Source organism: Marinobacter sp. X15-166B (assembly GCF_001752365.1).
Classification (GTDB): domain Bacteria; phylum Pseudomonadota; class Gammaproteobacteria; order Pseudomonadales; family Oleiphilaceae; genus Marinobacter.
Map to the genome: position 1 here is coordinate 2,038,473 of NZ_MEIY01000001.1, position 19,714 is coordinate 2,058,186.

Consider the following 19,714-nt stretch of genomic DNA (forward strand, 5'->3'; position numbering starts at 1 on the left):
CTAGCTGCCGGGGCATTTTTTTTTGACCAAAATTTGCCTCCGGGTCTGATTTTCAGGACTTCCACGGTCGGGTAAACAGCAGCGCAACGGGTAACATTGTTTTTCGGTGATATACTTCCGGTAATTGCCGCTCCTGTCGTCGGACGGGGCCCTACCATGCGATGGAGAATGATATGTCCGCCAAAGAGCATCTGGTTATATTCGATACCACCCTGAGGGACGGCGAGCAAAGTCCCGGCGCGACCATGAACAAGACAGAGAAGCTGCGCATCGCCAAAATTCTGGAAAAACTCAGGGTCGATGTGATCGAGGCCGGGTTTGCCATCGCCAGCCAGGGCGATTTCGAGGCGGTAAAGCTGATTGCCGAAACCATCAAGGACTCCACCGTTTGCAGCCTTGCCCGGGTGATCGACAAGGATATTGACCGGGCCGCAGAGGCTATCCGGCCCGCGCAGCGCGGACGTATCCATACTTTTATTGCCACTTCGCCCATCCACATGCAGCACAAGTTGCAAATGACGCCGGACGAGGTGGTCGAGCAAGCGGTGCGGGCCATCAAGCGGGCCCGGAACCACGTTGATGATGTGGAGTTTTCCTGCGAAGACGCCGGCCGCTCCGAGCTCGATTTTCTTTGCCGGATTATCGAAGCGGCGATCCACGCTGGCGCCACCACCATTAATATCCCCGATACCGTGGGTTACGCGATTCCCGAACAGTTCGGTGAAACGGTTGGGCAGATCATTCAGCGGGTGCCCAATGCCGACAAGGCCATCTTTTCGGTACATTGCCATAACGATCTGGGGTTGGCAGTTGCTAACTCGCTGGCCGCGGTTGGCCAGGGTGCCCGTCAGGTTGAGTGCACCATCAACGGGCTGGGAGAGCGCGCCGGTAACGCTTCTCTGGAAGAGCTGGTCATGGCGGTGCGTACCCGGCAAGACCTGTTCCACGTCGAGACCCGCATTGATACCCGGCATATCGTTCCCGCGTCCCGGCTGGTGTCCACCATCACCGGATTTCCGGTGCAGCCCAACAAGGCCATCGTGGGTGCCAACGCATTTGCCCATGAGTCGGGCATCCATCAGGACGGCGTCATCAAACACCGGGAAACCTATGAAATCATGCGTGCGGAAGACGTGGGTTGGCACACCAACAGTCTGGTGTTGGGCAAACACTCCGGACGGAACGCGTTTCGCTCGCGCCTGCAGGAGTTGGGGATCCAGTTTGAGACCGAAACCGAGCTGAATGCGGCCTTTACCCGTTTCAAGGCCCTGGCAGATCTGAAGCACGAAATATTTGATGAGGATTTACAGGCCATAGCCACCGATACCAAGAGAAAGGACGCCGACGCCCGCTTTTCCCTGGTGTGCATGCGGGTGTGTTCCGAAACCGGTGTGGTGCCGGTGGCTGAACTGACCTTGATGGTTGATGGCAAAGAACGCACCGCCGAGGCCGAAGGCAGCGGTCCGGTTGACGCAACCTTCAGGGCGATCGAGTCCCTGACGGATTCAGGCTGTACTCTGCAATTGTACTCGGTAAACAACATCACCGGGGGTACCGACTCGCAAGGGGAGGTCACAGTGCGTCTGGAGCGCGGCGGTCGTATTGTGAATGGCCTGGGAGCCGATACCGATATTGTGATTGCCTCGGCGAAAGCCTATGTGCAGGCGTTGAATCTGATCACGTCAGAGGGTAGCAAGCAGCACCCACAGGCCGCCGATGTCTGAGAAAGCGGGCATTCTCGAGGCGGAGCGCCAGTATTATCTGGAGGCGGCGGGTATCCGGCTGTGGTACGCTCGCGCGCCGTTGCCAGGGGCGGCAGCCAGCGCGGAGCTGGATTTTTCGGAGCCGGATCCGCTCGAGCCCCCGCAGGAGGAAACGTCGGCGCCGGTCCCGCCGGCGCGACGGCCAGTTGGCCAGCCTGTGTCCACGGAAACCGCGCGCGCCCGCCTTCAGGGCTTGATGAGTGAAACCGCGGGCGAGTCCCCAGCCCCCGCCAACCGTCCGCAACCACCGTCCCGGAGGCCGGACGATGAGGGGGCACCAGCAACGACCGAAGTCCATACGTCGTCTGCGTCCGAAGAGCTGGCCGGAGATCAGCCGGCAGCGCAGGGGCCTGCGCCTGCCGGTACCCGGCTGGAAGCTCATTGGGGGCTGTGGGTCGCGGCCCGTCATGTACTGATCAGTGAACGCTCGGCTGATGCGAGTGCCGCCCTGCAAGATGAGCTGGCTCAGAATATCCTTAAAGCGTTGGGTGACGCGGTCGAGTCAACTCTGGTGCTGCAGTGGCCGGTGTTTAACAATGCGCAGGTGCCGGGCACCGACAATGCCGGCCTGAAGACCTTGTTGGGTGACATCGTCGAAGGCTTCGGGGGGCGTCCGGTCATCGCACTGGGGCTCTGGCCGGATAGGCCCCAGGCGCAACGCCAGGCCTGGTTTGACGAGTTGGTTGGACCACTTGCGGTTGACAGCCCCCACAGTGTGGCAGCGCTTGCCGGGCAGGGTAGTTACAAACGGGAGCTTTGGCTGCAGCTGAAATCCTGGCAGCAGGGTCAGTGATGGCCCCGCCCAACGCCGACCAATCCTGGTCAATTCAGCCGTTAACGGAACAAGATTTACCCGCCATGCTGACGGTTGAGCGACAGGCGCATTCCCACCCCTGGTCCGAGGGGATCTTTCGTGATTGTTTGCGATCGGGGTACCGCTTTGCGGGGATCGCCGATCACCGGGGGCTGCGTGCCTTTTGCGTAGTGACCAATCAGTTTGATGAAGCCCATCTGGTGAACATCTGTGTGTCCCCGGAGTGTCAGGGGCAGGGGTTGGGGCGACAGTTGTTGGCGTATCTGATCAAGCGGGCTAAAAATGACGGTATGGAGCGTTTGCTGCTGGAGGTGCGCCGGAGTAACAAAAAAGCGCTGCGACTCTACCGGAGTGCGGGGTTTGAACGAATAGGAGTGCGCAGAGGGTATTACCCCTCTGCGCAAGGACGTGAAGACGCGGTGGTCTTGTCCTTATTTCTGCTTTAGCCCCATATAAGGAGCGTGGAAGTGCAGATGGTCTTCGATAAAGCTGCTGATAAAGAAGTAGCTGTGATCGTAACCATCGTGGCGGTGCAATTCCAGCGGGTAGCCGCTTTCCTTGGCCGCGGCCTCCAGTACTTCCGGTTTTAACTGTTCATTGAGGAAGTTGTCGGCCTCGCCCTGATCCACTCTTGCCGGCACATGTTCGGTGGCTTTTTTCATCAACAGTGAACTGTCGTACTCGCTCCACTTCGATGTATCTTTCCCCAGGTAGGCGGTGAACGCCTTTTGACCCCAAGGGCAATTGACCGGGTTGGTGATCGGGCTGAACGCCGACACTGACCGGTAACGGTCCGGGTTGCGCATGGCAATCACCAATGCACCGTGGCCACCCATGGAGTGGCCCGAGATGCTCCGTACCGAACTGACCGGGAAGGTGGCTTCGATCAACTCCGGGAGCTCGTTGACCACGTAATCGTACATCTGGTAATGGCGGTTCCAGGGAGCTTCGGTGGCATTCACATAGAAGCCCGCGCCCTGACCCAGATCGTATGCGTCATCGTCGGCCACACACTCGCCACGAGGGCTGGTGTCGGGAACAATCAGCGCCATGCCCAGTTCGGCGGCGGCACGAAACGCACCGGCTTTCTGGGTGAAGTTCTCATCGGTGCAGGTCAGTCCCGACAGCCAGTACAGCGCCGGCACTTCGGCCCCCGCAGCAGCCTGCGGGGGCAGGTAAACGGCGAAACGCATTGTGCAGCCCAGGGTGCTGGACTGGTGGGTGTACTGCTTGTGCCACCCACCAAACACCTTGTTGCTACTAACGTTTTCAACGCTCATAAATACACTCCTGACAAGATTAGCTTATTTGTCGTAATGGATGACGGTGCGGATACTTTTGCCTTCTTTCATCAGATCAAAGGCTTCGTTGATCTGCTCAAGCCCCATGGTGTGGGTAATGAAGTCATCCAGTTTGAACTCGCCGTTGAGGTAACGGTTAACGTACTCGGGCAGTTCGGTACGGCCTTTCACACCACCAAACGCAGAACCTCTCCACACCCGGCCGGTAACCAGCTGGAATGGGCGCGTGGAGATTTCCTGGCCCGCACCGGCAACGCCGATGATGACCGACTCGCCCCAGCCTCTGTGGCAGCATTCCAGCGCGGAGCGCATCACATCGACGTTGCCGATGCACTCAAAGGAAAAGTCGACGCCACCATCGGTGAGTTCGATGATTACATCCTGAATGGGCTTGTCGTAGTCTTTCGGGTTGATGCACTCGGTGGCGCCCAGTTCTTTGGCCAGCTCGAACTTGCTCTCATTGATGTCGATGCCGATGATGCGACTGGCTTTGGCCATTCTGGCGCCAATGATGGTTGCGAGGCCAATGCCGCCGAGGCCAAACACGGCGACGGTATCGCCTTCCTGAACATTGGCAGTGTTCGCAACGGCGCCCATACCGGTGGTTACACCGCAGCCCAGCAGACACACCTCTTCCAGAGGGGCTTTTTTGTCGACCTTGGCCAGGGAGATTTCCGGCAGCACGGTGTACTCCGAGAACGTCGAGCAACCCATGTAGTGATAGATGGGCTCACCGTTGATGGAGAAACGGCTGGTGCCGTCAGGCATCAGGCCTTTGCCCTGAGTTGCACGGATTTTGGTACACAGGTTGGTTTTGCCGGACAGGCAGGACTTGCACTCGCCACACTCGGGGGTGTACAGCGGAATGACGTGATCGCCCACCTCCACGCTGGTGACACCTTCACCGACGGACTCAACGATGCCGCCGCCTTCGTGACCGAGAATCGCAGGAAACACACCTTCCGGATCTTCACCGGACAGGGTAAACAGGTCGGTGTGGCACACACCCGTGGCCAGGATGCGGATGCGAACTTCGCCTTTCTGCGGCGGCATCACGTCAACTTCTTCAATGCTCAGGGGCGCCCCGGCACTCCAGGCAACAGCGGCTTTGGATTTGATTGTTTTTGCAGTCATAGTGAAGTCCTCTTCGGGTGGTCGGTGAAAATAAACCGATTCAGTAACGGAGATCAGTATATTCTATACCTTGGTGGTGATAATCCCCTTAAAATGCAAATTACCTTTACTGTGGGGTAATAATGGGTGGCGGCGCGGGAAAGGGCCGATCCATTAGGGCAAGTGTAGAAGAGGTTATATGGTTCGCTGGGACGGAATACGTGAATTTGTTGCCGTGGTGGAGGCGGGAAGTTTTACCGCGGCAGGCCAGCGGCTGGAAATGTCAACCGCGCAGGTGAGTCGCCAGGTCGGGGCACTGGAGGAGCGCCTGGCCAGCCGCCTGCTGCACCGCACCACCCGAACCGTCAGCGTGACTGAGACCGGGCAGCTGTATTACCAGCACTGCCGGCAACTGCTGGACGGGCTGGAAGAGGCCGAGCGGGTGGTAACCAACCTGCAGGACAAGCCCAAAGGCCGGTTGCGACTGACGGCGCCGATCAGCTACGGCGAAGGCGTAATTGCTCCGCTGATCAATGATTTTGCGATCCGCTATGCCGAGTTGGACGTGGATCTGGTGCTCACCAATCAGCGCCTGGACCTGCTCTCTGAGGGGCTGGATCTGGCGATCCGTATTGGCCAGCTGGAAGATTCCACGCTGGTCGCCCGCAAGTTGGGGGTGCGCACCCGGTATGTGTGTGCCTCGGCGACCTATCTGGAAACCTACGGCACCCCTTATTCCCTGTCGGAACTGGAGCAGCATAACTGCCTGCGGGGTGGCTCGGATTACTGGCGCTTTCAGGAGGATGGCAAGGCCTCACTGATCCGTGTGCAGGGACGCACTCAGTGCAACAGCGGTTGGGCGCTGGTGGATGCAGCCAAGAAAGGCATGGGGTTGGTGCAGCTGCCGGACTACTATGTGCAGGCTCTGATCGAGACGGGGCGCTTGATACCGGTGCTGGAAAATTATCGGGAGCGCAAGGAGGTGATTTGGGCGGTTTATCCCCATAATCGCCACCTGTCGACCAAGGTGCGCATGCTGGTGGAGTTTTTGGCGGCATCGCTGAGTGGAAGCGAGTAAGTATCGCCCTCCATTGTATGGGCAGGTGATATCAGCGAAAATACCACCCATTCAATGCGCCATTCACACTCTGCATAACCGGAAGACCCAGTTTAATGCCTAAGTCCCTTCAGAATGAAGTTGCCAAGCGTCGGACCTTTGCGATTATTTCTCACCCCGACGCCGGTAAAACCACCATCACCGAAAAGGTCTTGCTGTTCGGTCATGCGTTGCAAAAAGCGGGTACCGTCAAGGGTAAAAAGTCCGGACAGCACGCCAAATCCGACTGGATGGAGATGGAGAAAGAGCGGGGGATTTCGGTCACCACTTCGGTGATGCAGTTTCCCTACGCGGACAAACTGGTGAATCTGCTGGATACCCCGGGCCACGAAGATTTCTCGGAAGACACTTACCGTACCCTGACCGCAGTGGATTCTTGCCTGATGGTGATTGACAGCGGTAAAGGGGTTGAGGAACGTACCATCAAGCTGATGGAGGTGGCCCGTCTGCGGGATACACCGATCCTGACGTTCATGAACAAGCTGGACCGGGATACCCGCGACCCGATCGAGCTGATGGATGAGGTGGAAGACGTGCTCAAGATCGCCTGCTCCCCGGTGACCTGGCCGATCGGCATGGGCAAGGGGTTCAAGGGGGTTTACCATCTGCTGGACGATGAGGTGATTCTGTATCACACCGGCCAGGGGCACACCATTCAGGAGCGGCGCACCATTAAGGGGCTGGACAACCCGGAATTGGATACTGTCCTCGGCAGTTACGCCGCTGACCTGCGCGACGAGGTTGAGCTGGTCAAGGGGGCGTCCCATGAGTTTGACCATGAGGCGTTTCTTGCGGGGGAGCTGACCCCGGTGTTTTTCGGTACTGCGCTGGGCAACTTCGGCGTGGATCACATGCTGGACGGCCTCGTTAAATGGGCCCCCGCGCCCCAGCCGCGGGAATCGGATCTGCGCACGGTGGCACCGGCGGACGACACCTTCTCAGGATTTGTGTTCAAGATTCAGGCCAATATGGATCCGCTGCACCGGGATCGGGTGGCCTTTATGCGCATCGTGTCCGGCAAATACAGTCAGGGTATGAGGGCGCGTCACGTGCGCATCGGCAAGGACGTGCGCTTCTCCGATGCGCTGACCTTCATGGCTGGCGACCGGGAGCATGCTGAAGAAGCCTTTGCCGGCGACATTATCGGGTTACACAACCACGGCACCATCCGTCTGGGGGACACCTTCACGGATGGTGACGAGATGAAATTTACCGGGATTCCCAATTTCGCGCCCGAGTTGTTCCGTCGCATCCGCCTCAAGGATCCGCTCAAGGCCAAGCAGCTGCAAAAAGGGTTGCTGCAGTTGTCTGAGGAGGGGGCCGTGCAGGTGTTCCGTCCGCGCAAGAACAACGATCTGATCGTCGGCGCCGTCGGTGTCTTGCAGTTTGATGTGGTGGTCTCCCGGCTGAAATCCGAATACAAGGTTGAGGCGGTGTATGAGCACATCAATGTGGCCACGGCACGCTGGGTCGAGGCCCGGGATCCGCGCAAACTGGAAGAGTTCGAAACCAAGGCGGGCGAGTTTCTGGCCCTGGATGGCAGCGACCATCTCACCTACATCGCCCCGACCATGGTGAACCTGCAGCTGGCCCAGGAGCGTTACCCGGAGGTCGAGTTCCACACCACCCGGGAGCACTGAACAGGAGGTAATCATGGGTCGCTGGGTGGACGCCCACTGCCATTTCGACTTTCCGCAGTTTGACGGCCGGCGCGCTGAGGTGTGGCGGCAAGCGCAGGCGGCGGGGATCTCCCGGTTGGTGATCCCGGGCGTGCGGCAGGCCGATTGGGCGCGGGTGCGGACAGTGGCCGATTCCTTTGCCGGTGTAGATTACTGCCTGGGGATTCACCCCTGGTATATTGCAGAGCATGACGAGCGGGCTCTGGCAGAACTGGAGGAGCTGGTCACCGCCGCTCCCCCGGGGCTGGTCGCCATCGGCGAGTGTGGGCTGGATCGGGTGCGCGGCAATCTGGCGCAGCAGCAGCCATGGTTTGAAGTGCAGGTCGATCTGGCCATGGCGGCGAATCTGCCGCTGGTGATTCACTCGGTGCGTACTCACGATGAGGTGTGCGCATTGTTGCGGCGCAAGTCCGTATCCGTGCCGGTGTTGGTTCATGGGTTTGCGGGCAGCTATCAACAGGCCGCCCAGCTGATCGATCTGGGGTGTCTGCTCGGGGTGGGCGGGGTAATCACTTATCCGCGGGCCAGAAAAACCGCCGCCGCGCTTGCCCGGGTGCCGTTGGCGTCATTGGTGCTGGAAACAGATGCCCCCGATATGCCGCCGGCCGGCTGCGCCCCCGGGGCGAACACCCCCCTGAACATCCCGCGCATATTCACGGCCCTGGCTGCGTTGCGGCCGGAGCCGGCCGCCGAGATCGAACGACAGTTGCGGGCCAATGTCCGGCGGCTGTACCGCTGGTAGTTTTTTGTACTAAAATAGGCGATCCGGGGTTGCCATTTGTCGGGGCTTTGATACACTTCGCGCCCTGGCTTTTCAAGGCTGTGACGTCAATGCCCCGTTTGATGGCGCTGCCGACAAAACATTTACAGGTTCAAGAACCTCACCGGATGCGATGAGCAGCGGTCGTGGTTTTTAACGTTTCTTTTATAGCGTTCAAGGCGGAATCAATGAAGACTCTGAGTGCGAAACCAGAAACCGTAACACGTGACTGGTACGTTGTAGACGCAGCCGGCAAGACGCTGGGTCGTCTGTCAACAGAAATCGCCCGTCGTCTGCGGGGCAAGCATAAGCCTGAGTACACCCCTCATGTAGACACTGGCGATTACATCGTTGTTATCAATGCAAGCCAAGTGCGGGTTACCGGCAACAAAACATCTGACAAGATGTATTACAGCCATACCGGCTTCCCGGGTGGGTTCCGATCCATCAGTTTCGATAAGTTGGTCGACAAGGCACCTGAGCAGGTTATTCAGCATGCTGTAAAAGGTATGATGCCGAAAGGTCCTCTGGGCCGTGCCATGCTCAAGAAGCTGAAGATCTTTGCCGGAGCTGAGCATACTCACGCAGCCCAGCAGCCCAAAGAACTCGATATTTAACGGAAGGCGGATATGTCTGTAGCACAAAATTATGGTACCGGTCGCCGCAAAACATCCACGGCGCGAGTGTTCATCAAGCCGGGAAGCGGTAACATTTCTATCAACGGTCGTGCGCTGGATCAGTTTTTCAGTCGCGAGACTCTGCAGATGATCGTGCGTCAGCCGCTGGTCGCTGCTGATTCTGTCGATCGCTTCGACATCAACATCACCGTAAAAGGTGGTGGTATCAGTGGTCAGGCGGGCGCGATTCGTCACGGTCTGACCCGTGCGTTGATGGAATACGACGAAACCCTGCGCCCAACACTGCGCGAGGCGGGTTTTGTTACCCGTGACGCCCGTCGCGTAGAGCGTAAGAAAGTGGGTCTGCGCAAGGCGCGTAAGCGTCCTCAGTTCTCCAAGCGTTAATACCGCCTGGAAAGACTCTCAAAAAACCCGGCTGCAGGCCGGGTTTTTTGTTTTCCGGGAGCCCGTTCGGGGCCCGGGGAGGGGGTGGAAACGCTTGTAGCTACTGCCTTTCCGACTTGTAAGCTGGTGGTAATTTCATTACCATTTGTGCGCTTATAATTTTGGATCGTGATGTCCTTTTCGATGCGTGGCTGTCGTCCCGACAGGTTGCGCCATCGCCAGATGGGAGAAAACCATAATGAGTAATGGCGACGTGAGCCAAGGCCGGCGCCGGTTTCTGATCGGTGCAACGTCGGTGGTTGGTGGTGTCGGCGTCGTCGGTGCAGCTGTCCCTTTCGTGGCATCCTGGAATCCCAGTGCCAAAGCGGAAGCAGCAGGAGCACCGGTCACCGTCAATGTCAGCAAACTGGAACCGGGTCAGCAGATAACAGTTGAGTGGCGAGGCAAGCCGGTATGGCTGATTCGGCGCACTGAAGAGATGCTGGCGAACATCAAGAAACAGAACGACCGGGTGAAGGATCCGGAGTCTGCTGAGGCTTCGCAACAGCCGGGCTATATTACTGGCGAATTCCGTTCCCTGAAACCTGAGTTGGTGGTTCTGGTTGGTCTCTGTACCCATTTGGGTTGTGTGCCTTCTTACCGTCCGGAAGTGGCCGCCGCGGATCTCGGGGGCGACTGGCTGGGTGGTTTGTTCTGTCCGTGTCATGGCTCCAAGTACGATCTGGCCGGTCGTGTTTACGACAGTCAGCCGGCGCCGTCGAATCTCGAGGTCCCGCCTTATCGTTATGAAAACGACGCGACGGTTACCATCGGTCTAGATCCGGAGACAGTGTGATGCAAAAACTGATTCAGTGGATTGATGAGCGTTTGCCAATCGTAGAAGCCTACGAAAAGCACATGAGCAAATACTACGCGCCGAAGAACTTCAATATGTGGTACTTCTTCGGGTCGCTGGCGATGCTGGTGCTGGTAAACCAGCTGGTGACCGGTATCTGGCTGACGATGAGCTATAACCCGTCGGCGGAAGGCGCGTTTGCTTCCATCGAATACATCATGCGCGATGTGGAGTGGGGCTGGTTGCTGCGTTATCTGCACTCCACCGGTGCCTCCGCGTTCTTTATCGTCGTCTACCTGCACATGTTCCGCGGCATCATGTACGGCTCTTACCAGAAACCCAGAGAGTTGATCTGGCTGTTCGGCATGCTGATCTACCTGGTGTTGATGGCGGAAGCCTTTATGGGTTACCTGTTGCCCTGGGGGCAGATGTCCTACTGGGGTGCTCAGGTGATCGTGAACCTGTTCGGCGCGATTCCGGTCATCGGCGATGACCTGTCCCTGTGGATCCGCGGGGATTATCTGGTATCCGGCATTACCCTGAACCGTTTCTTTGCACTGCACGTGGTGGCCCTGCCCATTGTGCTGCTGGGTCTGGTGGTACTGCACCTGCTGGCGCTGCATGAAGTCGGCTCCAACAACCCCGACGGTGTGGACATCAAAAAACACAAGGATGAAAACGGCGTACCCAAAGACGGCATTCCGTTCCACCCGTACTACACGGTGCACGACCTGGTCGGTGTGGCAGTGTTCCTGTTTGTGTTCTGTATTGTGGTGTTCTACTTCCCCGAATTCGGCGGGCTGTTCATTGAAAAGCCGAACTTTGAACCGGCCAACAGTCTGAAAACGCCGGAGCACATCGCGCCTGTCTGGTACTTCACGCCCTTCTACGCCATGCTGCGGGCGGTAACGGTCGATCTGTTCGGTCTGTCAGCGAAATTCTGGGGTGTGGTGGTCATGGGTGCGGCGATCGCCATCCTGTTCGTGCTGCCCTGGCTGGATCGCAGTCCGGTCCGCTCCATTCGCTACAAGGGCTGGATGAGTAAGGTTGCGCTGGTGATTCTGGTGGTCAGTTTTGTGATTCTTGGCTATCTGGGAGTTGTTCCGTCAACTCCGGGCCGTACGGCCGTTGCCCAGATTCTGACCGTACTCTACTTCCTCTACTTCCTCCTGATGCCGTTCTATACACGCATGGAGAAAACCAAGCCAGTTCCAGAGAGGGTGACCGGATAATGAGAAAACTGATTGTTGGTCTTTTCATGTTAGTTCTGCCTACCCTCGGGCTGGCGGCGGGAGCGGGCGTGGTTCTGGATTCAATGAGTCCTGACCACACCAACAAGGCTTCCCTGCAACGTGGTGCCGCCATGTTTACCAACTATTGCATGGGGTGCCACTCGACCGAGTATGCGCGTTACAAGCGGGTTGCTGACGATCTGGAGATCCCAGTGGATCTGTATGAGGAGAATCTGATCTTTACCGGCGCAAAAATCGGTGAGTTGATGAAAATCGCCATGGACCCTGCCATGGCGGCCGACTGGTTTGGTACGCCGCCACCGGATCTGACGCTGGTCACCCGGCTGCGCGGGGAGAGCTGGGTTTACTCCTATCTGCGGGGCTTCTATAAAGATGACAGCCGTCCGTTGGGGGTCAACAACGTGGTCTTCGACAACGTGGGCATGCCTCATGTGCTGGTTGATCTGCAGGGACTGTGTGCCAGCAAGCCGACCGTGGGTCAAAAGGCAAGCGTCGATCCGTTGAGTGGTCTGGTCCGCAACGGTCATGTATGTCAGGACTACGCGCTTGAGGGCAGCATGTCGGCGGCGGAGTTTGACGGTGCCATGTACGACCTGACCAATTTCCTGTCTTATATGGGAGATCCGGTCAAAGTCGAGCGGGAGCGCCTGGGGATCTTTGTGTTGATCTTTATTGCGATCTTCTTTGTGTTCGCTTACCTGCTCAATCGCGAGTACTGGAAGGACGTACACTAAGAATTCGGGTATAATCTGCCCACTTGTATTCCAGCAGGTTGCTCAGGGCAGCTTGCTGGAATTTTGCGTTATTGAATTATCCAGTTTCACTACTCGTGAGGTATCTCTATGGGCGTTGTGACCAAGCGGTCATCAATGACGTTTTTCTCGGATCCGGCCAGTCAGTATAGCCACCGGGTTAGAATCGTTTTGGCTGAGAAAGGCGTTACAGTAGATATCGTGGATGTTGAGCCGGACAATCCTCCTGAGGAACTGTCTGATATGAACCCATACAATGCGGTGCCGACCTTGGTGGATCGGGATCTGGTGTTGTATGAGCCCAATATCATGATGGAATATCTGGATGAGCGTTTTCCGCATCCACCTCTGTTGCCGGTCTATCCGGTGGCCAGAGCCAACAGTCGCCTGATGATCCATCGTATTCAGCGTGACTGGTGCGGGCTGGTGGATCAGATCGTTGCTCAGCCCACTGGCAAGGCCGCAGATGCTGCGCGTAAAGAGCTGCGCGAAAGTCTCACCGCGGCGGCTCCGTTGTTTGACGAAATGCCGTATTTCATGTCGGAAGAATTCACCATCGTCGATTGCTGCATCATACCGATCCTGTGGCGCTTGCCGGCGTTGGGGGTCGAGCTGCCCGAAAAGCAGGCCAAGCCAGTCCATAAGTATATGGAGCGTATGTTTGCCCGCGAAAGTACCAAGGCCAGCCTGTCTGACCTTGAAGAAGATATTCGCAGTTAAGCAGCCAGTCATCAGCCGATACCGGAGGAGCGCGAGTGTCTGAAGATGCAGTCAGTATGATGTCCAGTCGCCCTTATCTGGTCAGGGCGTTTAATGAATGGATCCTGGATAACGAATGCACGCCTTATATTGTCGTTGATGCGGGCATTCAGGGGGTTCAGGTGCCCATGGAGCATGTCGCCAACGGGCAGATCGTGTTAAATATTACGCCCGGTGCCGTGAAGGGGTTGGTGATCGGCAATTCGGTATTGGAGTTCAGTGCCCGGTTTGGCGGTGTGCCCATGCAGGTGATTATTCCTTTGCGGGCGGTGATTGCCATCTATGCCAAGGAGAACGGACAAGGCATGGTGTTTGGCAGTGAGCCGGGAACCCCCGACCCAGATGGCACGGATCCGGGTGAGAGTCCGGCCCCGAAGACCGAAGAGCGGACCTCCGGGCGTCCAACGCTCAAAGTCGTTAAGTGACTTGAAGTTGGTTCCACGAAAAAAACCCTGCCATGCAGGGTTTTTTTGTTTCTGCCGGCAGCGCCCGTTCAAGTGCCGAACAGTTGGCCGTCAATCAGTGCACACAGGGTGTTGATGATCAGCATCATCACTGGCGCGGCAGCGTTGGCTTCCAGGTTGTGCAGGGCAATCTCGTGGTCTTCCGGTTGCAGCAGCGAGGTTACGTCGGTTTTCTCTCTGGCGCTGATGGTGATAACGCGCATGTCACGGTCGTGGGCGGCCTGCACGGCCTGCAACAGGTTGGCTTTGTGGCCGTCGTCCACAAAAACGATCAGCAGGTCGTTGGATTTGCCGATGGCGCGGACCTGGCGGGAAAATGTATCGTTGAAGCGGTTGTCCCGGCAAATGGCCGAGAAAGTGGTGCCGTCGGCCCCCAAATTGATGGCGGGCAGGGCCGGGCGGTCCTGCTCAAACCGGTTGAGCAGCAGGGTGCAGAAATACTGGGCAAGGGTATTGGCGTTGCCGTTTCCGCAGGTAATGATTTTGCCGTCAGCGAGCAGCGTGGCTACGAGGGCGTTGGCTGCGTTGGCAATGTCGCCACTGATCTGGCTGGCGGCCTGGGCAGTGTGCTCCATATGGCTGGCAAAGCGCTGGTTAATTTCGCTGATCGAATCGTTCATGTTCAGGCCTGAATAGCATTTTTAATCCATTGGATGTTGTGTGTCCCGGTCCCGTCCGGATCGATGGCAATCACATCGAAGCGGGCGCTATTATCCCAAAGTCCGTGGCGATGGAGGTAATAGGACGCCGCCCGGATCAGGCGGCGCTGCTTTTGCGGCGTAATGGACTCCGCCGCACTGACCAGGCTGCCGGCGCGGCGAAACCGCACCTCAAAAAACACCAGGGTGTCGCCCTGTCTGCCGATCAGGTCAATCTCGCCGCCGCGGCTGAATACATTGCGGGCAATAATGCGCACCCCGTGTTGTTCAAGGTAACGGGCCGCGTAAGTCTCGGCCCAATCTCCGGTTTGCTTTGTTGTGTTCATGTCGTCCGTGACTTGAAGTGTTTGTGCCGGGGGTTACTCCTCGGCAGACGTTGTCGGTAATGGCGCCGGCGACCCGTTGCGGAACTGGGCCCACAACTGGGTGCGCTGAATACTGCCATCGGCCGACATGGTCAGCAGGCCCGTCTGGCCGGCCACGCTGGAATCGGGTATGTGCTGCAATAAGGGCAGCCGGGCGCTGAGCTGATAGGCATCTGCCCCGAGTGCAAACAGTCGGCCCAGTTGCCCCTGAATCGATTGAAAAGCTTTGGTAGCGGTGTCCCGGAATGGATTTTCCTCGGCCAGCATCCAGGGGGTGTCGGTGAACATGACCGCGTTCAGATCCCGGTCCCGGGACGGATCCGGGTGACCTTCGTAAACGATTGACGGGGAGTACACCGGCAGATCGCCCCCGAAATAATAAGCAAACAACGGCTTGAACTGGCGGCCGATTGCGGGGGGCGCCACCATGACAATGGCGTCCGCGTCTTGCCGGCGGCGGGGCTCAAACTCCACGTTGGTGCCGATGGTGCGTTCGACGTCGACGGCACGGGCGCGGGATTGATTGATGCCAAACAGGTCGGCGGTCACCTGACGCAGGTTGTCGGTGCCGAAGAAACGTTCAATCTTCAGCGCCGTTCCGTCGTGGGTTGCCAGGCCTTCGATCAGGGCGGCTTCAAACCGGTCGCCCCATTCGCCTTTGGGGATCAGGGCCAGTACCTGGGGGCTATTGTCTTCACGGAGGCGGCGGGCGATCTGGCGGGCCTCGTCTTCCGCAGCCAGACCGAACTGGTACAGCGCCGCCCTGGGCGTGGCCGGCGGGTTCAGGTAATTCAGGGCCAGCACCGGGACGGGGAGCGTCTCGAGGCGGTTGATGGCGGCGACGGCGTCTTTGTCGAGCGGTCCGACAATCAGGTCCGGTCCTGCGGCAACCAGCGCCGTGTACAGTGCCTCAGCGGGCTGCCCGTGGGTGTCATGGACGCTGATCTCCAGGGCGAGTTCGGTCTGGTTCAGGTCGTCGTAGAAAGCCGCCATGAAGCCGTCACGAATAGCCGCACCCGCACTGGCCAGAGGGCCGCTCAGGGGCACTGCCAACGCAATGCGTTCCGGGCGTTCCTGCACCAGGGTGGTGATCAGTTGCAGTTCGCTGGGGAGTATGGCGGTTGCCGGGTGGTCCGGCCAGTTGCTCTGCCACTGGCGTATCGCCTGACTCTGGGCTTCGAGGGTCTGGCCGGGCTGGCGCAGCAGGGCGGCGAGTTCAAACCAGCCCTGGGTGGTGTAGCCAATTGCGCGACGACTTGCCGCGTCCAGGCGGCTATCGGGGACCTGTTTGAGCGCCTGCCAGATAGTGTCGTGGGTTGCCAGGGTGCGGGGGGCGGACTCGCCCGACTCAGGCGGCAGCTGCATCAGCACCTGAGCTTCGTCCAGAAAACGCCGCGCGAGACGGTAGATGTTTGCCTGCAACTGTACCGCCCGGGCGCGGAGATCGTCGCTATAGTTTTGAGGCTGATCCAGATCGACCGCTTGCGCAATGCGGGAAGCCCATGCCGGGTCGTTCAGCTCGCCGGCGCTGGTCATGGCCAGTAACAGGTACTGGTCGGTGAGCTCGGTCAAGGGTTGTCTGAGCGGGGCGCTGGTTAATATTTGGCGGGCCGATTCATGATCCCCTTGCTGCTGGTAATCGGCGGCGGTGCGCAGCAGGTAGGTCTGAGCCCCAAGCCGGTCGCTGGACGCTCTTGCCGCAGCCAGCTGAATGGCAGCCGCTGCGGTCGCTGCGTCCTGGGACTGCAGGCTCGTCTGGGCGCAGCCTCCGGCCATGAGCAGGCTTGTCAGCAGGCAGATAAAAAGGCTTTTTCTTTGCAACATTGAGATCATGTCTGGCTCGCACAGCTTGGGGGCGTTACGCTAGTGGCACCGGTCAAACGGCGGTAATTTTTCAGAGTCCTTACAATAATGCTCTGAGCCCGCAAGTTTACCAGCTCCGTGACCATTTCACATGACCAAGGGTTCATCCCGTCCACCAATCAAGGAATATATGTGAGCGCCGAGACAGACCGCTTTGCCGACACGCAGGGTATTTTGTACATAGTAGCAACACCCATTGGTAATCTTGGGGATATCTCCTCCCGGGCGGTCGAGGTGCTTGCCGCGGCGGATGTGATTGCCGCAGAAGATACCCGGCACAGCGGTCGCCTGCTGCACCATTTGGGGTTAAGCAAAACCATGGTGGCCGTGCACGATCATAATGAACGGGACCGGGCGGCGGGCCTGCTGGATCGGGTGGCCCGCGGTGAGCAGGTGGCGTTGATATCGGATGCCGGTACCCCGCTGATTTCGGATCCGGGGTACGTGCTGGTGAGGGAAGCGCGGGCGCGCGGGCTCAAGGTTGTGCCTGTGCCGGGGCCTTGCGCGTTGGTGGTGGCGTTGAGCGCCGCGGGATTGCCCACGGACCGTTTTGTGTTTGAGGGGTTTTTGCCGGCGAAGCGCGGTGCGCGCCGGACGGCGCTGGAAGCAGTGGTTCGTCAGCAGGCGACCCTGGTGTTCTATGAGTCGCCCCGGCGCATCCGTGATGCGATGGCAGATATCGCCGAGATCCTGGGTGGGGAGCGCCGGGTCGTGCTGGCCCGGGAGCTGACAAAAACCTTTGAAACTTTTTACTCCGGTTCGGCCACCGAGGTGTGCCAGCAGTTGCAGGACGACGCTCACGGCGACAAGGGGGAGTATGTGGTGATGGTCCATGGCGCGGCTTCCGATGACGGGGCCATGCCAGAGCTGGATGTCGAACGGCTGTTGCGGTTGCTGCTGGCAGAGTTGCCGGTCAAAAAAGCAGCCAAAATTACCGCTGAACTGACCGGCATGTCACGCAATGAGTTGTACCAGAGGGCGCTGCAGCTCAAGGGCAGCTAGCGCAGTTTTTACTTGCGTCGGCCGGGCCGCCCAAGTATCGTCTGGCCTGAGCTCGCCAGACAGTCGCCGCCAGTTTACTGGGGGAGGAAAGTCCGGGCTCCACAGGGCAAGGTGCCAGGTAACGCCTGGGCGGCGTGAGCCGACGGAAAGTGCAACAGAAAGCATACCGCCTAAGCGCCTTCGGGCGACGGTAAGGGTGAAAGGGTGCGGTAAGAGCGCACCGCGTGACTGGTAACAGTTCACGGCGATGGTAAACCCCACCTGGAGCAAGACCAAATAGGGGTCCTATGGCGCGGCCCGCGCTGGACCCGGGTAGGTTGCTTGAGGTCTGTGGCGACGCAGGCCCTAGATGAATGACTGTCCACGACAAAACCCGGCTTATCGGCGGGCTCAGATTTTCCAGTAGCTTTGGTGAGGGCGCGACCCGTGTGTGAAGTGGGTCGCGTTCGCTTTCTGCGTCATATGCCCAAATATTCTTACACTTCATTGTTTGCCTTCAGTTTCTCCTGCATCTAATTGATTTAGAAGATTATCTTATATGTAATCTAGGGTTTCCGATGCAGGATTGCTCGTAACCTATTGTCATTAAAGGAAAGTTTCCCGAAGCGCATAGGTTTGGCGTGCTTGCATTGTGACTGTTGTGTTTCTATAGTGTGCAAAAGTGGGAGAACGTGGTTATTTGTGGTATTTCGCAGCACGAACGCGCGCAAATAGCCCCTGACAGTAGGAAGGTCACCATCGAGCCGGCGTAATACATGGGCAATTTTCTCGGCAGTCACGCCATCAATATGGATGCGAAGGGTCGCTTGGCGATCCCCGCCAAGGTGCGCGAAGAGTTTTCGCATGCCGGCGGTAGCCGTGTCGTTTTAACCGCGAATGCCGCCGATGACGAAAGTGAGCGCTGCATTTTACTGTATCCCGAGGCCCAGTGGGCTGAAGTCAGGGCCCAGATCGACGGGCTCCCCAATATGAGCCGCGCCGTCCGACGGCTTCAGCGCCTGATGCTGGGGCACGCAGTGGCCGCAGATTTCGATGCGGCCGGACGGATTCTGATACCACCGACGCTGCGCCGCCATGCGCACCTGGAGAAAAAACTCATGCTGATCGGCCAGGGTAAAAAGCTCGAGCTGTGGAGCGAAGAACGCTGGAACGACTGGCTCGACGGCAGTGGTGATGGCGACGACATACCCCCGGAAATGCAGGCGCTTTCATTATGACCGGTTCCCGCAACGACCACCCGGCCGGGCAAGCGCTGCACCGGTCGGTACTGCTGGATTCGGCGGTGGATTATCTGGTCAATGATTCGGCCGGCTGCTACGTGGACGGCACCTTCGGACGGGGTGGGCACAGCCGTCTGATCCTGGCGCGGTTAACGGATTCGGGCCGGCTGCTGGGGATCGACAAAGACCCTCAGGCGATCGGCTTCGGTGAGCAGCTGGCGGCCGCCGACCCGCGCTTTGCAATTCACCACGGTTCGTTTGCCCAGCTGGATCAGGCCATGGGGGCACAGCATTGGAATGCGGTAAATGGGGTATTGCTCGATCTGGGGGTATCGTCGCCCCAACTGGATGATGCCGCCCGCGGGTTCAGTTTTATGCGCGACGGACCGCTGGATATGCGCATGAATCCCCAGCAATCGCCCAGTGCGGCGGAATGGCTGGCGTATGCGGAAGAGAAAGACATCGCGGATGTGCTTTGGCGGTACGGCGAAGAGCGCTTTTCACGGCGTATTGCCCGCTCGATCGTCACGCGCCGACAGGACCTGCCCCTGACCACGACCCGTGAGCTGGCGGAGCTGGTCAGTGCTGCGGTACCGAAAAAAGACAAGCACAAACACCCGGCGACACGCACCTTCCAGGCCATCCGCATCTTTATCAATCGGGAGCTGGAGGATCTGGAGACCGGCTTGGAAACCGCGGTCGACCGGCTGTTACCCGGTGGCCGCTTGGTGGTGATCAGCTTTCATTCGCTGGAAGACCGCATCGTCAAACGCTTTATGCGGGATCTGGCCCGGGGGCCACAGGTGCACAGAAGCATCCCGGTAACCGCCGAACAAACGGAATCGCCCTTTCGGCTGGTCGGTAAGGCTATGAAAGCCAGTGCCCACGAAATTCGCGACAACGTGCGCGCCCGGAGTGCGGTCATGCGTGTGCTCGAGCGACGCGCAGGATCCGGGCAAGGGAGGGGGTAACG

At 58.6% G+C, this 19,714-nt stretch carries 21 protein-coding genes and 1 other RNA gene; 17 read left to right on the top strand and 5 right to left on the bottom strand.

Translation table 11 applies throughout. The features are described 5' to 3' along the window. Positions 1 to 173 precede the first annotated feature (173 nt). From BG841_RS09550 to rimI, 3 genes are read left to right on the top strand one after another with little or no spacing between them, the layout of a single operon-like run. Complete coding sequence (locus BG841_RS09550) at positions 174 to 1,724, top strand: 2-isopropylmalate synthase (RefSeq protein ID WP_070057441.1); 1,551 nt, start codon at positions 174 to 176, stop codon at positions 1,722 to 1,724. Beyond that, on the top strand, positions 1,717 to 2,556 hold the full coding sequence (locus BG841_RS09555; protein WP_070057442.1) for a hypothetical protein: 840 nt from the start codon (positions 1,717 to 1,719) through the stop codon (positions 2,554 to 2,556). The genes BG841_RS09550 and BG841_RS09555 overlap by 8 nt, the downstream gene beginning before the upstream one ends. Then, a complete protein-coding gene (rimI, locus tag BG841_RS09560; RefSeq protein ID WP_070057443.1) occupies positions 2,556 to 3,023 on the top strand; it encodes a ribosomal protein S18-alanine N-acetyltransferase in 468 nt (155 codons plus the stop codon). Before BG841_RS09555 ends, rimI begins: the two co-directional genes overlap by 1 nt. Here the strand turns inward: rimI and fghA are convergent. Beyond that, positions 3,009 to 3,857, bottom strand: coding sequence for an S-formylglutathione hydrolase (gene fghA / locus BG841_RS09565; protein ID WP_070057444.1), 849 nt, complete (start codon positions 3,855 to 3,857; stop codon positions 3,009 to 3,011). The genes rimI and fghA overlap by 15 nt on opposite strands. A 24-nt stretch (positions 3,858 to 3,881) precedes the next feature. Beyond that, entirely contained in the window at positions 3,882 to 5,012 is a 1,131-nt protein-coding gene (locus tag BG841_RS09570) for an S-(hydroxymethyl)glutathione dehydrogenase/class III alcohol dehydrogenase (RefSeq protein ID WP_070057445.1), read from the bottom strand. A gap of 178 nt (positions 5,013 to 5,190) precedes the next feature. On the opposite strand from BG841_RS09570, the gene BG841_RS09575 reads away from it, so the two are divergent. The 10 genes from BG841_RS09575 to BG841_RS09620 all read left to right on the top strand — a co-directional run bounded on the left by BG841_RS09575 (position 5,191) and on the right by BG841_RS09620 (position 13,593). Then, positions 5,191 to 6,069, top strand: a complete 879-nt coding sequence (locus BG841_RS09575) for a LysR substrate-binding domain-containing protein (protein WP_070057446.1) — start codon at positions 5,191 to 5,193, stop codon at positions 6,067 to 6,069. 95 nt (positions 6,070 to 6,164) lie between these two features. Continuing rightward, complete coding sequence (prfC, locus tag BG841_RS09580) at positions 6,165 to 7,748, top strand: peptide chain release factor 3 (protein ID WP_070057447.1); 1,584 nt, start codon at positions 6,165 to 6,167, stop codon at positions 7,746 to 7,748. A gap of 13 nt (positions 7,749 to 7,761) precedes the next feature. Beyond that, the gene (locus BG841_RS09585; RefSeq protein ID WP_070057448.1) at positions 7,762 to 8,529 is read left to right on the top strand and encodes a TatD family hydrolase; all 768 of its coding nucleotides are present in this window, start codon (positions 7,762 to 7,764) and stop codon (positions 8,527 to 8,529) included. 206 nt (positions 8,530 to 8,735) lie between these two features. Continuing rightward, positions 8,736 to 9,164, top strand: a complete 429-nt coding sequence (rplM, locus tag BG841_RS09590; protein ID WP_070057449.1) for a 50S ribosomal protein L13 — start codon at positions 8,736 to 8,738, stop codon at positions 9,162 to 9,164. 12 nt (positions 9,165 to 9,176) lie between these two features. Continuing rightward, positions 9,177 to 9,569 (top strand): 30S ribosomal protein S9, encoded by a 393-nt coding sequence (gene rpsI / locus BG841_RS09595; RefSeq protein ID WP_070057450.1) that lies wholly within the window; start codon positions 9,177 to 9,179, stop codon positions 9,567 to 9,569. Between the two features lie 238 nt (positions 9,570 to 9,807). Next, a complete protein-coding gene (gene petA / locus BG841_RS09600; RefSeq protein ID WP_070057451.1) occupies positions 9,808 to 10,404 on the top strand; it encodes a ubiquinol-cytochrome c reductase iron-sulfur subunit in 597 nt (198 codons plus the stop codon). Continuing rightward, positions 10,404 to 11,636, top strand: a complete 1,233-nt coding sequence (locus tag BG841_RS09605; RefSeq protein ID WP_070057452.1) for a cytochrome b — start codon at positions 10,404 to 10,406, stop codon at positions 11,634 to 11,636. Before petA ends, BG841_RS09605 begins: the two co-directional genes overlap by 1 nt. Beyond that, positions 11,636 to 12,391 carry a cytochrome c1 gene (locus BG841_RS09610; protein ID WP_070057453.1) on the top strand — a complete coding sequence of 252 codons (756 nt, stop codon included), beginning with the start codon at positions 11,636 to 11,638 and terminating at the stop codon, positions 12,389 to 12,391. The genes BG841_RS09605 and BG841_RS09610 overlap by 1 nt, the downstream gene beginning before the upstream one ends. 108 nt (positions 12,392 to 12,499) lie before the next feature. Next, complete coding sequence (locus BG841_RS09615; protein WP_070057454.1) at positions 12,500 to 13,129, top strand: glutathione S-transferase N-terminal domain-containing protein; 630 nt, start codon at positions 12,500 to 12,502, stop codon at positions 13,127 to 13,129. Positions 13,130 to 13,185: 56 nt separating this feature from the next. Beyond that, entirely contained in the window at positions 13,186 to 13,593 is a 408-nt protein-coding gene (locus BG841_RS09620) for a ClpXP protease specificity-enhancing factor (RefSeq protein ID WP_416202628.1), read from the top strand. Positions 13,594 to 13,661: 68 nt separating this feature from the next. On the opposite strand, the gene BG841_RS09625 is transcribed toward BG841_RS09620, so the two are convergent. From BG841_RS09625 to BG841_RS09635, 3 genes are read right to left on the bottom strand one after another with little or no spacing between them, the layout of a single operon-like run. Then, the gene (locus tag BG841_RS09625) at positions 13,662 to 14,252 is read right to left on the bottom strand and encodes a D-sedoheptulose-7-phosphate isomerase (protein ID WP_070057456.1); all 591 of its coding nucleotides are present in this window, start codon (positions 14,250 to 14,252) and stop codon (positions 13,662 to 13,664) included. Positions 14,253 to 14,254: 2 nt separating this feature from the next. After that, positions 14,255 to 14,617: a YraN family protein gene (locus BG841_RS09630; RefSeq protein ID WP_070057457.1), complete on the bottom strand. Its 363-nt coding sequence runs from the start codon at positions 14,615 to 14,617 to the stop codon at positions 14,255 to 14,257. A 33-nt stretch (positions 14,618 to 14,650) separates the two neighbouring features. After that, positions 14,651 to 16,480 carry a penicillin-binding protein activator gene (locus tag BG841_RS09635; RefSeq protein ID WP_158007604.1) on the bottom strand — a complete coding sequence of 610 codons (1,830 nt, stop codon included), beginning with the start codon at positions 16,478 to 16,480 and terminating at the stop codon, positions 14,651 to 14,653. A 171-nt stretch (positions 16,481 to 16,651) separates the two neighbouring features. Here BG841_RS09635 and rsmI point away from each other — a divergent pair, with 171 nt between their 5' ends. The 4 genes from rsmI to rsmH all read left to right on the top strand — a co-directional run bounded on the left by rsmI (position 16,652) and on the right by rsmH (position 19,712). Next, positions 16,652 to 17,521, top strand: a complete 870-nt coding sequence (gene rsmI / locus BG841_RS09640) for a 16S rRNA (cytidine(1402)-2'-O)-methyltransferase (protein ID WP_070057458.1) — start codon at positions 16,652 to 16,654, stop codon at positions 17,519 to 17,521. Between the two features lie 47 nt (positions 17,522 to 17,568). Continuing rightward, positions 17,569 to 17,918: RNase P RNA component class A (gene rnpB / locus BG841_RS09645), an RNA gene on the top strand. Positions 17,919 to 18,276: 358 nt separating this feature from the next. Next, a complete protein-coding gene (gene mraZ / locus BG841_RS09650; protein WP_070057459.1) occupies positions 18,277 to 18,738 on the top strand; it encodes a division/cell wall cluster transcriptional repressor MraZ in 462 nt (153 codons plus the stop codon). After that, positions 18,735 to 19,712, top strand: a complete 978-nt coding sequence (gene rsmH, locus BG841_RS09655) for a 16S rRNA (cytosine(1402)-N(4))-methyltransferase RsmH (protein ID WP_070057460.1) — start codon at positions 18,735 to 18,737, stop codon at positions 19,710 to 19,712. The genes mraZ and rsmH overlap by 4 nt, the downstream gene beginning before the upstream one ends. Positions 19,713 to 19,714 lie beyond the last annotated feature (2 nt).

Coding starts and splice junctions, on each gene's coding strand:
- BG841_RS09550 (WP_070057441.1), top strand. CDS start 174: ATGTCCGCCAAAGAGCATCTGGTTATATTCGATACCACCCTGAGGGAC.
- BG841_RS09555 (WP_070057442.1), top strand. CDS start 1,717: ATGTCTGAGAAAGCGGGCATTCTCGAGGCGGAGCGCCAGTATTATCTG.
- rimI (WP_070057443.1), top strand. CDS start 2,556: ATGGCCCCGCCCAACGCCGACCAATCCTGGTCAATTCAGCCGTTAACG.
- fghA (WP_070057444.1), bottom strand. CDS start 3,857: ATGAGCGTTGAAAACGTTAGTAGCAACAAGGTGTTTGGTGGGTGGCAC.
- BG841_RS09570 (WP_070057445.1), bottom strand. CDS start 5,012: ATGACTGCAAAAACAATCAAATCCAAAGCCGCTGTTGCCTGGAGTGCC.
- BG841_RS09575 (WP_070057446.1), top strand. CDS start 5,191: ATGGTTCGCTGGGACGGAATACGTGAATTTGTTGCCGTGGTGGAGGCG.
- prfC (WP_070057447.1), top strand. CDS start 6,165: ATGCCTAAGTCCCTTCAGAATGAAGTTGCCAAGCGTCGGACCTTTGCG.
- BG841_RS09585 (WP_070057448.1), top strand. CDS start 7,762: ATGGGTCGCTGGGTGGACGCCCACTGCCATTTCGACTTTCCGCAGTTT.
- rplM (WP_070057449.1), top strand. CDS start 8,736: ATGAAGACTCTGAGTGCGAAACCAGAAACCGTAACACGTGACTGGTAC.
- rpsI (WP_070057450.1), top strand. CDS start 9,177: ATGTCTGTAGCACAAAATTATGGTACCGGTCGCCGCAAAACATCCACG.
- petA (WP_070057451.1), top strand. CDS start 9,808: ATGAGTAATGGCGACGTGAGCCAAGGCCGGCGCCGGTTTCTGATCGGT.
- BG841_RS09605 (WP_070057452.1), top strand. CDS start 10,404: ATGCAAAAACTGATTCAGTGGATTGATGAGCGTTTGCCAATCGTAGAA.
- BG841_RS09610 (WP_070057453.1), top strand. CDS start 11,636: ATGAGAAAACTGATTGTTGGTCTTTTCATGTTAGTTCTGCCTACCCTC.
- BG841_RS09615 (WP_070057454.1), top strand. CDS start 12,500: ATGGGCGTTGTGACCAAGCGGTCATCAATGACGTTTTTCTCGGATCCG.
- BG841_RS09620 (WP_416202628.1), top strand. CDS start 13,186: ATGATGTCCAGTCGCCCTTATCTGGTCAGGGCGTTTAATGAATGGATC.
- BG841_RS09625 (WP_070057456.1), bottom strand. CDS start 14,252: ATGAACGATTCGATCAGCGAAATTAACCAGCGCTTTGCCAGCCATATG.
- BG841_RS09630 (WP_070057457.1), bottom strand. CDS start 14,617: ATGAACACAACAAAGCAAACCGGAGATTGGGCCGAGACTTACGCGGCC.
- BG841_RS09635 (WP_158007604.1), bottom strand. CDS start 16,480: ATGTTGCAAAGAAAAAGCCTTTTTATCTGCCTGCTGACAAGCCTGCTC.
- mraZ (WP_070057459.1), top strand. CDS start 18,277: ATGGGCAATTTTCTCGGCAGTCACGCCATCAATATGGATGCGAAGGGT.
- rsmH (WP_070057460.1), top strand. CDS start 18,735: ATGACCGGTTCCCGCAACGACCACCCGGCCGGGCAAGCGCTGCACCGG.